The following is a 12,900-nucleotide window of genomic DNA, read 5'->3' as shown; positions in this document are numbered from 1 at the left end:
TAATTAAGCTGCTTGTTGTTTCTTTTTCGATGCATGTGCGGCAGCGGCTTCACGCACCCAGGCGCCATCTTCCCAGGCTTTCCTGCGGGCGTTGAGCCTTTCTTTGTTGCAGGGGCCATTGCCCTGTATCACCTGCCAGAACTCATCCCAATTGATAGCGCCAAAATCATAATGTCCTCTTGCTTCATTCCAACGCAGATCCGGATCGGGCAAACTGAGGTTCAACGTCTTTACCTGCTCTGCGCAGATATCGATGAATTTCTGGCGCAGTTCATCGTTGCTGAAACGTTTGATCTTCCATTTCATACTCAACTGTGAATTGGGACTCTCATCGTCTTTCGGCCCAAACATCATGACACTGGGCCACCACCAGCGGTTCACGGCATCCTGTGCCATCGCGCGTTGCGCTTCGGTACCGCGACTCAGCGTAAGCAGTATTTCAAAACCCTGTCGTTGATGAAAACTTTCTTCTTTGCACACACGCACCATGGCGCGGGCATAAGGTCCGTAACTGGTTCTGCACAAAGGCACCTGGTTCATGATGGCCGCACCGTCTACCAGCCAGCCGATAGCGCCCATATCGGCCCAGGTGAGGGTAGGGTAATTGAAGATGGAAGAATATTTTGCTTTGCCGCTGTGCAGTTGCTCGTACATTTCATCGCGACTGATGCCCAATGTTTCAGCAGCTGAATACAAATAAAGACCATGACCTGCTTCATCCTGTACTTTGGCCAATAAAATGGCTTTGCGGCGCAGGTTGGGTGCACGCGTGATCCAGTTGCCTTCGGGCAGCATGCCTACGATTTCACTATGTGCATGCTGACTGATCTGCCGGATCAATGTTTGCCGGTATTTTTCCGGCATCCAGTCGCGCGGCTCGATCCTGATTTCTTTATCGATCTTATCCTGGAATATAGCTTCATTAGTTAAGCCCATGACGAATTCTTTGCTGTAAAAATACGAAAGAATACACTATAATGCTAACGGGTGTTAGTGTGTTCGGATGTTATTCGATGGATGTTCGTAGTTGACAGGTACCAAATAAGTACTTCCGTTGGGGCGGGGAGCTGTTTTCTTCGTTGTAGAGGTGAAGAAAAGGCGAAGGATGAGCGCATAAGGGGCGACCCACGTATTGACCAGGTATGGCAGCGTATCTTTGAACAGTACCTGAAAAAGCGAAGTAAGACTACTCCTCCTTTCCTTATCTTTCTGCAATGAAAAAATCATTTCTTTTTTTACTGACTTGTTTTTCAGGCCTGCTGTTGACAGCACAAGTTCCTTTTCAGGAAGAGATTGATGCGTTTAAAAAAGCAGACAGTATCAAGGCACCGTTGCCAGGCAGTATTTTATTTGTAGGTAGTTCCTCCTTCCGCAAATGGCAGGATGTGCAAGCGTATTTTCCTGGCTATCGCATTATTAACCGGGGCTTTGGCGGTTCTACATTGCCCGACCTTATTCATTTTGCACCGGATGTTATCTATGCTTACAAGCCTTCACAGATCGTTATCTATTGTGGTGATAATGACCTGGCTGTATCGGATACAGTAACGGCGCAAATAGTATTGAAAAGGTTTAAACAATTGTTTGGTATGATCAGGCATACATTGGGTGAAGTACCGGTAGCGTATGTATCCATCAAACCCAGTCCCAGCCGCTGGCGCCTGGAGCATGTGATCAACGAAGCAAACCACCTGATCGCACAGTTCATGGCCAGGCAACGCAAAGCAACATTTATTGATATTCATCGTCCCATGCTGCGGGCAGATGGAATTGTAAACGGCGCATTATTTACCAGCGACAGTTTGCACATGAATGAAAAAGGATACAAGTTATGGCAGGGCATCATCCGGCCTCATTTGAAAAAAGGATGATCATTTGGCATCGAAATCCACTACCAGCCTGGCCGATCTCGGGTGCGACTGGCAGGTAAGAATAAAACCGCGCGCCAGTTCTTCCGGTTCCAGTCCGTAGTTGACATCCATGGCTACTTCTCCTTCCACCAGTTTGGCACGACAGGTGCAACATACACCTCCTTTGCAGGAGTATGGGAGGTCGGCGCCTTGCTTCAAAGCGGCGTCCAGTATGGCTTCTTCATCGTAGCCGAGATCGAAATCAAAACTTACGCCATCGAGCCTTACGGTGATCTTGCTCTTTGCCTGGCTTTCTTTTTTGCTTGCTTCGCTGATGGCAACAGGTGTTGATTGGCCTGGTGAAGAGAACAATTCAAAATGAATTTTCTTTTTGGCAACGCCGGCTTTTTCCAATTGTTCTTTCACGGTAAAGATCATGGCTTCCGGACCACAGATAAAAAATTCATCAGCGCTGTGCACATCGATTATTTTATCAAAGAGCAGCTTGCATTTTGCTTCATCGATATGTCCTGCATTGATGGGCGCGTCTGTTTTTTCGCGGGAGAGTATATACACGATCTGCAAACGATCGATGTATTTGTTTTTTAGTCCTTCCAGCTCTTCCCTGAAAATAATGGAATGCCTGTTGCGGTTGCCATATATCAATGTGAAGCTGCTGTTGGGCTCGGTGCGCAATACGGTTTTGATGGTGGAGAACAGGGGCGTGATGCCGCTGCCGGCTGCAAAAGCAACGTATTGTTTGTGATGAGTAGGATGCAGTTCGGTAAAGAAATTACCCATGGGAGGCATCAATTCTAACACATCGCCCACTTTTAATTGTTCATTGGCGAAAGCGGAAAACAGGCCCTGGTCTATTTTCTTCACTGCAATGCGAAACTCATCACAGTCAAGCGGAGAGCTGCAAAGAGAATAAGAGCGGCGGAGTTCCTGTCCGTTCACGAAGGCGCGCAACGTAATGTGCTGCCCTTGCTTGTATTGAAAAATAGGTTTTAAAGGATCGGGAATATCAAAACGGATGGAAACACAATCATTCGTTTCTTTCCTGATTTCCTTTACCGCTAACGGGTGAAAATGGGATGACATTTATTTATTCGTTAATCCGCCTACCAGTATGGTGATCATGTTTTCTTCCAGCTCTTCTGCACTGATCCTTTGCTTGGAGCGGTGCCAGCTTTCAATGCCGCTCACTGCGTGCAACATGATGAGTACGGCGGTAGGTGCGTCTATTTTTTTGATCTCTTTATTGCGAATGCCTGCTTCGATGATGGAAGCAAAGCGTTTGCGGTAGATGCGGCGCTGGTTCTGATAATTCGAAAGATAAGGATCGGCCAGGTGCTTCCATTCGCGGTCGCTCACATAAACTTCTTCGTAATGATGCACCATTTCATCGATGTGAAAGCGCATCAACTTTTCAATTTTCTCTATGGCGGTGATCTTTTCTGCTTCTACTTCGTCTATATAATGCATGAAACGGTTGGCAACACTGAAGCATAATTCGTGCAGCAATTCGGTTTTGGATTTGATGTGGTTGTACAGGCTGGCTGCTTCCACACCTACTGCTTCAGCAAGATCGCGCATGCTGGCAGCTTTGAAACCTTTCTCCCTGAAAAGGGCAGCTGCTTTGGTAACGATCACCTCTTTACGCGATACGTTTTTCTCTGTTTTTATCCTGGCCATAACGCGAATATAACATACTAACGCGTGTTAGGGAAATAATCGCAGCTTAAAATCTTATTATGTTAGTTTTTTTATACTCCTTTGAAAGACCTAGTTTCGCTCCCCGGTAACCAACCTTATATCCATTATGTCATTAGTTGTTGTCGGATCCATGGCTTTCGACGCCATTGAAACCCCTTTCGGGAAAAGTGATAAGATCATTGGCGGAGCGGGCACTTATATTGCCTGGTGCGCTTCCAACTTCACCCCGGTTAAACAGATATCTGTAGTAGGCGGCGATTTCCCGCAGTCAGAACTGGATGCGCTTACTGCCAGGGGCGTTACCCTGGAAGGGGTGCAGGTGAAAAAGGACGAGAAAACCTTTTTTTGGAGCGGCCGCTACCACATGGATATGAACACCCGCGACACGCTGGATACACAGTTGAACGTGCTGGCCAATTTTGAGCCGGTGGTGCCTGAAAGCTACCAGGACTGTGAGTTCCTGATGCTGGGCAACCTGCTTCCATCTGTACAACGCAGTGTGATTGAGCAATTGAAGACCCGTCCGAAACTCATCGTTATGGACACCATGAATTTCTGGATGGAAGTGGCCATGGATGAATTGAAGAAGACCCTGGCCATGGTGGATGTATTGATGGTGAACGACAGTGAAGCCCGCCAGCTGAGCGGAGAATTTTCATTGGTGAAAGCTGCAGCAGTTATTGAAAAAATGGGCCCCCACTTTGTGATCATCAAAAAGGGAGAACACGGCGCGCTGCTGTTCCATGAGAATAAGGTATTCTTTGCTCCCGCCCTGCCCCTGGAAGATGTGTTCGACCCCACCGGAGCCGGCGATACTTTTGCCGGAGGCTTTATCGGCCACCTGGCTAAAACCCGCGATATCTCTTTCGAGAATATGAAAACAGCCATTATCCTGGGTAGCGCTATGGCCTCGTTCTGCGTAGAGAAATTCGGTACGCAACGCCTGCGCGAGATCGGCAAAAGTGATATCGATGCACGCCTTGAACAGTTTGTGCAACTGGTGAATTTTGACATTGATTTGGTTTAATAACAGATTTACCACTATCTTCGCCGGGCAATGATGAACATGAAACATACAAAACGTATTAAGAAACCTCTCTGACGGGAAGGTGCCTGATCGTTTGTGTATGACAAAATATACTCAGAGGCCTTCCCAAACAGGAAGGCCTCTTTCTTTTTAATCAACCTCAAAAAAAAGGGATACGTAACCCTTAAAAAAACGTAGACAAAATGAAAGTAGCTGTTGTAGGTGCAACCGGACTGGTAGGCACCAAAATGTTGCAGGTGCTGGCCGAACGCAACTTCCCCGTAACAGAATTGGTTCCTGTAGCATCTGAAAGATCAGTAGGTAAGGAAGTAGAATTCAAAGGGAAAAAATACAAAGTGGTGAGCATGGCCGATGGTATCGCCGCCAAGCCCGCTGTAGCTATTTTCTCTGCCGGTGGAAGCACATCCCTGGAATGGGCGCCCAAATTTGCCGAAGCAGGCATCCGCGTGATCGATAACTCTTCTGCATGGCGTATGGACCCCACCAAAAAACTGGTGGTGCCTGAAGTAAATGCATCGGTGCTCACCGGCAACGATTACATCATTGCTAATCCTAACTGCTCTACCATACAAATGGTGGTGGCCTTGCAGCCGCTGCATGCCCGTTATAAAATCAAAAGGGTAGTGGTAAGCACTTACCAGAGTGTTACCGGTACCGGCAAAAAAGCGGTAGATCAGTTGTTCAATGAAAGAAAAGGTGTGAAAGGTGATATGGCTTATAAATACCAAATCGACCTCAACGTGATCCCGCAGATTGATGTGTTCCTCGACAACGGTTATACCAAAGAAGAAATGAAAATGGTGAATGAGACAAAAAAAATCATGCAGGACGATTCGATCCGCGTAACGGCTACTACCGTACGTATTCCGGTTGTGGGTGGCCACAGCGAAAGCGTGAACGTGGAATTTGAAAACGATTTCGACCTGAATGAAGTACAGCAATTGCTGAGCGCTGCACCGGGTGTGATCGTAGAGAACAACGATGCTGAACTCTTGTACCCCATGCCTTTGAATGCGCACGAACGAGATGAAGTGTTTGTAGGAAGACTGCGCAGGGATGAAACACAACCCAAAACACTGAACATGTGGATCGTGAGCGATAACCTGCGCAAAGGCGCTGCTACCAATGCCGTGCAGATCGCAGAATATCTCCTGAGCAAATCGATCTTATAATAATTGCAAGAATGTGAGTGAGTACCGGGGCTTCAGCAATGGAGCCCCTTTTTAATGCGATGTTGTGTACCTTTAAAGCACAACAAACCGCACCATGAAATTGTTGAGCGCACAACAATGCCAGCAATGGGATGCATATACCATGCAGCACGAGCCCATCGCTTCTATTGACCTGATGGAAAGAGCCGGGCTCAAATGCACGGAATGGCTGATCGAACACAAATACAATGAAATGCCCTTGCTGATCTTCTGCGGCAAAGGCAATAATGGCGGCGATGGTCTGGTCATTGCGAGGCAGATGATAGCAGCAGGTGCCGCAGTAACGGTTTACATACTGGAATATGGGTCCAAAGGCACCGATGATTTCCAGCGCAACCTCGAAAAATTACACCGGCTCAGTAAAGACATCCATTTTATACAATCACCTGCCGTATTTCCTGTTATTGAACAAGACCACCTGGTTATAGACGCTTTGTTTGGTACGGGTTTGAACAGACCACTCCACGATCTTGCTGCTGCACTGGCAGAACACATCAATCAATCAAATGCAAAAGTCATCGCTATTGATGTGCCCAGCGGTATGCCGGTAGACAATTTCTTTGTTGATGCGCCAGTGCTTCGAGCCCACCGTACACTCACTTTTCAATCGCTTAAATATGCTTTTCTTCTTCCCGAATATGGTAAATACACAGGAGATATAACGGTACTTGATATTGGGCTGATGCACTCGTATTTATCTACCATCGATGCTGTGGCAGAACTTGTAGAACAACAAGATGCTGCCTGCCTGTTGAAAGGAAGAGACCGGTTTTCCCATAAAGGAAATTATGGTCATGCGCTGCTGCTGGCAGGAAATAAAGGAAAAATGGGTGCAGCAATTTTGGCGGCAAAGGCCTGTCTTCGTTCAGGCGTAGGCTTACTTACAACATGTGTTCCGGATGATGGACTACCAATTATACAAACAGCTGTGTCGGAAGCGATGACCATTGTGCGTGAAGCCGGGCTGCCCGACATACATGCTTACAGCGCTATAGCAGCTGGTCCGGGACTGGGTCTTTCAACGAAAGAAAAAGATTTGCTCTTCAATCTGTTGCAGCAAAATAATAAGCCGATGGTACTAGATGCAGATGCGCTCACTATTTTATCACAGCATACTGAAAAGCTAACTTCGATACCACCTGGTTCATTGTTTACGCCGCATCCCAAAGAGTTCGACAGGTTATTCGGTACCAGTGAAGATACGCTGGAGCGATACAGGAAAGCTATTCAACTTTCTGCACAATATCACTTCATCATCATACTGAAAGGACATCGTACATTGGTTGCTGCGCATGGCAGGGCATGGTTCAATACCACCGGCAATGTGGGAATGGCAAAAGGTGGTTCAGGTGATGTATTGACAGGTATATTGACCGCATTGCTGGCACAAGGTTATGATCCGTTACATGCAGCCATACTAGGTGTGTATTTACACGGACTCGCAGGAGATATTGCTTTGAAACAACAGTCGGTGGAATCTTTATTGCCCAGCGACTTGATCGAATCGTTAGGTAATGCATTTAACAGGTTAAAGATTAACACAACGTCATCCCTCGGCTGCTCGGGATGAGGTTCTACTCAAAAAAACGCATTGAATTGGCATTTCCCAATCTGAACTAAAAAAGGGGGATACCCCCCTTTTTTCTTTTTGCAAAAATGCCTTTCTTGTAAAAGATATATACTCGGGTTAATATACTCAATTTATATATTTAATCATTAGATGCTTGCCACAATGAAAAAGCAATTAGTACTATCGTTGGCATTTTGTTTATTATTCTTCTTTACAAAGGCGCAATTAGATAAAAAGACCTGGCTTGTTGGAGGAAATTTTAGTTTCAGCGCAAGTACAAATTCATCCACAAATCATGTTCGAACTAATCTCTTCCAGATAGCTCCTAATGTCGGCTACTTTCTGTGGGATAAATTAGTAGCAGGGATTAAATTAGATATCACATTACAAAGGGATGGATACCCTACTTCGACTACAACCCTGCATGTTAACAATAACCACTTCCTATATGGATTGTTTACGCGTTATTATCTATTAAACAAAGAAAAACAAGTCAATGTACTTGTTGAGGGAAATTATGCTTTTGGGTCGAATAAAGCATCGGGATATTATCCTATATCGGATGCTAAAATCAATAAGTATTCATTTTTTGCGGGCCCGGTTATTTACCTAAATAGCAATGTCGGCGTTGAGATGGTAGTAGGATATTTTAATTACAGAGACACAAAAGCAGAAGCAACAACCAGTGGCTTTCAAACAAATATCGGGTTACAGATTCATTTAATGAAATAATGGAATTCTACACTAAAAATCAGATATTATGAGCAAAAATTTACTTTTGTCTATTTGCATTATTGTAAATATTGTAAAACTTTCCGCTCAAACCTCTAATACTATTAATTATCCCACGAGCGGACTTCCCACAGGTGTTTGTAATGTATTCAATTCTGCTACTCCTGCTGTTATAGGAGGGTATACACACTATCCCGTTTCCGGAGGGGTGTCATTTGACGGTACAAATATTGTTTTACAGTCGTGGACAGGACAGACCTTATCGACTAATTTAGGAACAGCATATGCAATTGCTTATCCTTTTAAAGCGAATTACTCCTATACTATACAAATGGATGTTACAGGCGTAGATGGCGCTAGCTCGGGAAACTTTCCAAGTGTAAATGTTTCATATTTTGCTTCACTGCCAGATCCTAATGTAACGAACCCAACACCCTGCGGTCCTGTCAATCAAAATAGTTGGGGTGGGCTAACTCAAAATACTGTTGGTTTTTTCTATACCAGTGGTACTAAGCAAACTTATACACTCCCGAGCTTTTCCTCTCAATCGGCCGGCACAGCATATTTAATATTCCTGGCAAGCGGTGGAGGCAGTTCCCCTACTGGTAATAATCAAACGTTGATCAATAAAATAACCATTATTGAGTCGCCAGCGACCTCATTTAATGTATCGCCGGTAAGAGTGTCTAAAACTTGTGGAACGACTCTTACACAAACTTTCACTGTAAACGGATCAGGCATTCCATCTGGAGCTACAGTTTCTTATCTCTGGAACTTTGGCTCTACATCAAGCGGCTGGTTACTGAATGGATCTCCTGCACCCCAAACAGTGACTACTACAACAAATACACTTACTCTTTCAATAGCTGCCTGTGACAATGGACCCAGCAATGTTGCGGTCACTGCTATCGTAAATGGAACCAATTATAATGCAGGTACTATTTCGGCGACGGTGGGAACTCCTTCGTATTATATCAACGGTCCATCAACAATATGCCTTAATACTCCGGGTAACTACTCTATCACTAACCTGTCTTGCGGTAGTGCAACTGTAAATTGGTCAGCCTCGCCAAGTGGAATTGTAAGCATTGCAAGCCCCAATGCACAGCAAACTTCAATCAGTTATATAACCTATGGCAATGTTACGTTGACAGCTTCTATTAACTCTTGCGGCCAGCTAAATACACAGACAATGCAAGTCCGTGCCGGGGGCTACAGCAGTGGAGACTATCCTGTAAGTGGGCCTACAACAGTATGTACGAGTCAACCCAATGTGGCATATAATACTAATACTCTTGTAGGAGCAACCAATTACGCCTGGTTTTGGCCGGGAGATTGGACATATATAAGTGGTCAGGGTACCCCGCATTTACTTTTAAACGCAGGAACCAATATAGGGACAGTACAAATAGGTGTAAGGGTTGCAAATGCCTGTGATGCCGGAGGAAGCCCAGGAATTGCAAATGTGCAGGTGAATAGTTGTGGCTACGCAGTTATGGCAGCGCCGAACCCCGCCACTAGCACTATGACTATAAGTGTAAAACAACCTTCCTCCACTTTTGGACAAACTACAAAAGCAGTTAAAATATATCAATTGAAAATAACTTCACAATCAGGCATTCCAAGGAAACAATTGGATTATCCTGTCGGTGTTACGAAGACTACCATTAATCTGTCAGACTTAACACCTGGTATTTATTTTCTCCATGCATTTAATGGTGCTCAATGGAGTAGTTTACAAATAATAAAGCAATAGTTCATTCTATGTTATACCAGTTCATGTCTCAAAAGAAAGTGCGTCTTCTAAATCTAAACAGCATCCCGAGTATCCAGCCCCCAAAAGCTGGTAAAATATAACGATGATACTCTGTTGTATTAGATTGATTATCAAATCAACGCTAAGCGTATCATTATAAGTGTAGCCGAGGGATCTCACTGAACATCCGGCAGATCCCTCGACTCACTTCGTTCGCTCGGGATGACGATCTTAATGTATGATTGCGGTGTTTAAGAATCGGATCAACGGCTGCAAAGTTTCAAATGAACGAACGATCTGTTGCACCATGTCTTTGCTGGTGAGGTCCGCATCTGTTAACGGAACCGTGGCTATCCAACTTGTTAGTTTGATGTATTCAATAGCAGGATTGCTTTTATCATATCCTTTCGGTTCACGAACCAAAGAGAGCCCTTCTCCTTTTTCCAGGTCGCCATACAATGCCGCAAATTTTTTACTCCTGATAATACTGCTGAAATCCTTCCAGCTGTAATCGATCTCCTGGCGTATCTTTTTCAATTGATCGGCTTCTACCATGTACCGGCCACCGCCCGAAAAACTATTGCCTCCCGGTTCAATATGGAAATAATAACCGGCGAGCATGGACTTTTTACCGCCTTCAATGATGCTGGACGCGAAGTTGGTTTTATAAGGGTCTTTGTTCTTGCTGAAGCGGATGTCGCGATTGATACGAAACAGGCAGTCCTTACCTGCAAGCCCTGCAATAGCCGGTTCTTTTTTACCAAAACCTTTGATCACCTGGTTGGTGAGCTCAGTGAAATCTGCTTTGGCGGCATCATAAGCTTTCCGGTTTTTATCGAACCATTCTTTGTTGTTATTCTTTTTCAGGTTCTTCAGGAATTGAATGGTTGCAGGTTGTAACATGATTTAGCTGGTTTGAATAAGGTTCAGGAATTCATCTTCAGATATGATCTTAACGGTATTGATCTTTTTGGCTTTCTCCAGTTTGCTGCCGGCGTCTTCACCTACTACCAGGTAATTCAGCTTACTGCTTACGCCACTTACAATCTTGCCTCCATTGGCTTCCACCATGGCTTCGGCATCGTTGCGTTTCAACTTAGCCAAAGTGCCGGTGAACAAAAAGGTCTGCCCCTGCAAGCTATCGTTGCCGTTGTTTTCTTTCTTTTCATTCTTCAGTTGCAGTCCGTATTGTTCCAATGCCTGCAACATGTGCAGGTTTTGTTCATTGCGGAAGAACTGGTAGATGCTGCGCGCTACTTTAACGCCGATGTCTTCTAGTTGTTGAAGTTCTTCTTCGTTCTTGTCTTTCAGATCCAACAAGTGTGTCACAGCATTGGCCAATGTTTTGGCCGTGGTTTCTCCTACAAAACGAATGCCCAGTCCGTATATCAACCTGTTGAGCGGTTGCTGCTTCGATGCATCAATGGCCGTGCGCAGGTTGTCGAGACTTTTCTTACCAAACCCTTCCAGCGTGCCGATCTTTTCAAAGTCGAGTGTATAGATGCCGGGAATATCTTTGAGCAATCCCATTTCATAGAATTTGCGCACATTGGCTTCACCAAAACTCTTGATGTCCATGGCATCTTTGCTTACAAAGTGGATCATCTTTTCTACCACCTGGGCTTCGCATTCGATATTGATGCAGCGCCATACGGCTTCCCCTTCTTCTTTGAATAATTCGCTTTTGCAAACAGGACAATTCCTGGGAAACAGGATATCTTTTTCTTTTCCATTGCGTAGCTCAGGCAATGATTTCACGATCTGGGGAATAACATCGCCGGCTCTTTCGATCAATACTGTGTCGCCTATTTTAAGGTCTTTTTCTTTGATGTAGTCTTCGTTGTGTATAGAGATGCTTGATACGGTAACACCGGCCAGGTACACGGGTTCCAGCTTGGCTACCGGGGTTACGGCGCCTGTTCTTCCTACCTGAAATTCCACCGCTTTCAATTGCGTAGTGGCTTGTCGAGCTTTGAATTTAAAAGCGATGGCCCAGCGGGGATGGTGAGAGGTCATGCCCAATTGTTCCTGCAAATGAATATCGTTTACTTTCACCACCATACCGTCGATCTCATAAGGGAGATCATCGCGTTTGGCTTCAAAAGCAAGGCAATAATCGATAACGGCCTGTATGCCCTTCACCACTTTCTTTTCTTTTTCGGGCGACCGGAAACCCAGCTCCCACAAGAATTGCAGCGACCCGCTGTGTGTAGACAGCATTTTATCGGATGCATCGTTTTCCTTGTTGTAATAACTGATATGATAGAGGAAGGCATCGAGTTTACGGTCGGCCACATCTTTCGGGTCTTTCATGCGCAGGCTGCCCGAAGCGGCATTGCGCGGATTGGCAAGCGGCGCCAATCCTTCTGCAGCCAGCATTTCATTGTATTGTTCGAATGCTTTTTTGAACATGATGATCTCGCCGCGAATCTCTATCTGTTGTATGCTATAACGCGAAAAAGGAGCAGATAAAGGAACTGAGCGGATCTGCCGGATATTGGTCGTGATCTCTTCTCCTTCCACGCCATCGCCCCGGGTGGTACCACGCACCAGTATATCATTTTCATAGATCAAAGAAATACTGGCGCCGTCGAACTTGGGTTCAATGCAGTATTCTATAAGGTCGGTCCCTGCGCCCTCCCGCACTTTTCTGTCAAAGTCCAACAGATCATCAGCGTTGTAACTGTTATCGAGACTCAGCATCGGCACCAGGTGTTGTACGGTATTGAATTGCTGGTTGAGGCTGCTGCCCACCCGTTGGGTGGGAGAATCGGCACTAACCAGCTCCGGGTGCTTCGCCTCGAAGGCTTCCAACAGTTTGAACAGGGCATCGTATTCGAAATCGGCAAGCAGCGGATCGTTGAGCACATAGTAACGGTATTCATGAAAACGCAATACCTTTCGGAGAAGGGGCAGGTCTTTTGCACCCAGTGGTCCGTCGGCTTTAGCCAGCGTTAATAAACGGTTTCCTTGCTGTTGCATTTCCCTGGTTTGCTCGACACTGTACATAGGTA

The 12,900-nt window shown here is 45.5% G+C and carries 12 protein-coding genes; 6 read left to right on the top strand and 6 right to left on the bottom strand.

Features of this window, described 5'->3' with window-relative positions; genetic code table 11:
* Window positions 1–3 precede the first annotated feature (3 nt).
* Both paaA and BLU98_RS14835 read right to left on the bottom strand, forming a co-directional pair.
* Window positions 4–936, bottom strand: a complete 933-nt coding sequence (paaA, locus tag BLU98_RS14840; protein ID WP_037327254.1) for a 1,2-phenylacetyl-CoA epoxidase subunit PaaA — start codon at window positions 934–936, stop codon at window positions 4–6.
* A gap of 54 nt (window positions 937–990) precedes the next feature.
* Window positions 991–1,227, bottom strand: a complete 237-nt coding sequence (locus tag BLU98_RS14835) for a hypothetical protein (RefSeq protein WP_092726197.1) — start codon at window positions 1,225–1,227, stop codon at window positions 991–993.
* Here BLU98_RS14835 and BLU98_RS14830 point away from each other — a divergent pair.
* Window positions 1,215–1,871: a GDSL-type esterase/lipase family protein gene (locus tag BLU98_RS14830; RefSeq protein ID WP_092726195.1), complete on the top strand. Its 657-nt coding sequence runs from the start codon at window positions 1,215–1,217 to the stop codon at window positions 1,869–1,871. The genes BLU98_RS14835 and BLU98_RS14830 overlap by 13 nt on opposite strands.
* On the opposite strand, the gene paaE is transcribed toward BLU98_RS14830, so the two are convergent.
* Window positions 1,872–2,954, bottom strand: coding sequence for a 1,2-phenylacetyl-CoA epoxidase subunit PaaE (gene paaE, locus BLU98_RS14825; protein WP_092726191.1), 1,083 nt, complete (start codon window positions 2,952–2,954; stop codon window positions 1,872–1,874).
* Window positions 2,955–3,548: a TetR/AcrR family transcriptional regulator gene (locus tag BLU98_RS14820; protein ID WP_026774090.1), complete on the bottom strand. Its 594-nt coding sequence runs from the start codon at window positions 3,546–3,548 to the stop codon at window positions 2,955–2,957.
* Window positions 3,549–3,675: 127 nt separating this feature from the next.
* On the opposite strand from BLU98_RS14820, the gene BLU98_RS14815 reads away from it, so the two are divergent.
* From BLU98_RS14815 to BLU98_RS17615, 5 genes are all read left to right on the top strand, one after another.
* Window positions 3,676–4,596, top strand: coding sequence for a PfkB family carbohydrate kinase (locus BLU98_RS14815; protein ID WP_092726190.1), 921 nt, complete (start codon window positions 3,676–3,678; stop codon window positions 4,594–4,596).
* A gap of 203 nt (window positions 4,597–4,799) precedes the next feature.
* Entirely contained in the window at window positions 4,800–5,789 is a 990-nt protein-coding gene (locus BLU98_RS14810; protein ID WP_026774088.1) for an aspartate-semialdehyde dehydrogenase, read from the top strand.
* A gap of 94 nt (window positions 5,790–5,883) precedes the next feature.
* Window positions 5,884–7,398 (top strand): NAD(P)H-hydrate dehydratase, encoded by a 1,515-nt coding sequence (locus tag BLU98_RS14805; RefSeq protein ID WP_092726189.1) that lies wholly within the window; start codon window positions 5,884–5,886, stop codon window positions 7,396–7,398.
* 162 nt (window positions 7,399–7,560) lie between these two features.
* The gene (locus BLU98_RS14800; RefSeq protein WP_139173969.1) at window positions 7,561–8,130 is read left to right on the top strand and encodes a hypothetical protein; all 570 of its coding nucleotides are present in this window, start codon (window positions 7,561–7,563) and stop codon (window positions 8,128–8,130) included.
* Between the two features lie 28 nt (window positions 8,131–8,158).
* The gene (locus BLU98_RS17615) at window positions 8,159–9,886 is read left to right on the top strand and encodes a PKD-like domain-containing protein (protein ID WP_139173966.1); all 1,728 of its coding nucleotides are present in this window, start codon (window positions 8,159–8,161) and stop codon (window positions 9,884–9,886) included.
* A 231-nt stretch (window positions 9,887–10,117) separates the two neighbouring features.
* Here BLU98_RS17615 and BLU98_RS14790 read toward each other — a convergent pair whose 3' ends face one another.
* Together BLU98_RS14790 and ligA are read right to left on the bottom strand one after the other, a co-directional pair.
* Window positions 10,118–10,789, bottom strand: a complete 672-nt coding sequence (locus BLU98_RS14790) for a DUF2461 domain-containing protein (RefSeq protein ID WP_092726181.1) — start codon at window positions 10,787–10,789, stop codon at window positions 10,118–10,120.
* Window positions 10,790–10,792: 3 nt separating this feature from the next.
* Complete coding sequence (ligA, locus tag BLU98_RS14785; protein WP_092726232.1) at window positions 10,793–12,895, bottom strand: NAD-dependent DNA ligase LigA; 2,103 nt, start codon at window positions 12,893–12,895, stop codon at window positions 10,793–10,795.
* Between the last annotated feature and the right edge of the window lie 5 nt (window positions 12,896–12,900).

The organism is Hydrobacter penzbergensis (genome assembly GCF_900106985.1).
Classification (GTDB): Bacteria; Bacteroidota; Bacteroidia; order Chitinophagales; family Chitinophagaceae; genus Sediminibacterium; species Sediminibacterium magnilacihabitans.
This window is presented reverse-complemented; position numbering and strand designations above follow the sequence as displayed.

Coding starts and splice junctions, on each gene's coding strand:
- BLU98_RS14830 (WP_092726195.1), top strand. CDS start 1,215: ATGAAAAAATCATTTCTTTTTTTACTGACTTGTTTTTCAGGCCTGCTG.
- BLU98_RS14800 (WP_139173969.1), top strand. CDS start 7,561: ATGAAAAAGCAATTAGTACTATCGTTGGCATTTTGTTTATTATTCTTC.
- ligA (WP_092726232.1), bottom strand. CDS start 12,895: ATGTACAGTGTCGAGCAAACCAGGGAAATGCAACAGCAAGGAAACCGT.
- BLU98_RS14805 (WP_092726189.1), top strand. CDS start 5,884: ATGAAATTGTTGAGCGCACAACAATGCCAGCAATGGGATGCATATACC.
- BLU98_RS17615 (WP_139173966.1), top strand. CDS start 8,159: ATGAGCAAAAATTTACTTTTGTCTATTTGCATTATTGTAAATATTGTA.
- BLU98_RS14815 (WP_092726190.1), top strand. CDS start 3,676: ATGTCATTAGTTGTTGTCGGATCCATGGCTTTCGACGCCATTGAAACC.
- paaA (WP_037327254.1), bottom strand. CDS start 936: ATGGGCTTAACTAATGAAGCTATATTCCAGGATAAGATCGATAAAGAA.
- BLU98_RS14835 (WP_092726197.1), bottom strand. CDS start 1,227: ATGATTTTTTCATTGCAGAAAGATAAGGAAAGGAGGAGTAGTCTTACT.
- BLU98_RS14810 (WP_026774088.1), top strand. CDS start 4,800: ATGAAAGTAGCTGTTGTAGGTGCAACCGGACTGGTAGGCACCAAAATG.
- BLU98_RS14790 (WP_092726181.1), bottom strand. CDS start 10,789: ATGTTACAACCTGCAACCATTCAATTCCTGAAGAACCTGAAAAAGAAT.
- paaE (WP_092726191.1), bottom strand. CDS start 2,954: ATGTCATCCCATTTTCACCCGTTAGCGGTAAAGGAAATCAGGAAAGAA.
- BLU98_RS14820 (WP_026774090.1), bottom strand. CDS start 3,548: ATGGCCAGGATAAAAACAGAGAAAAACGTATCGCGTAAAGAGGTGATC.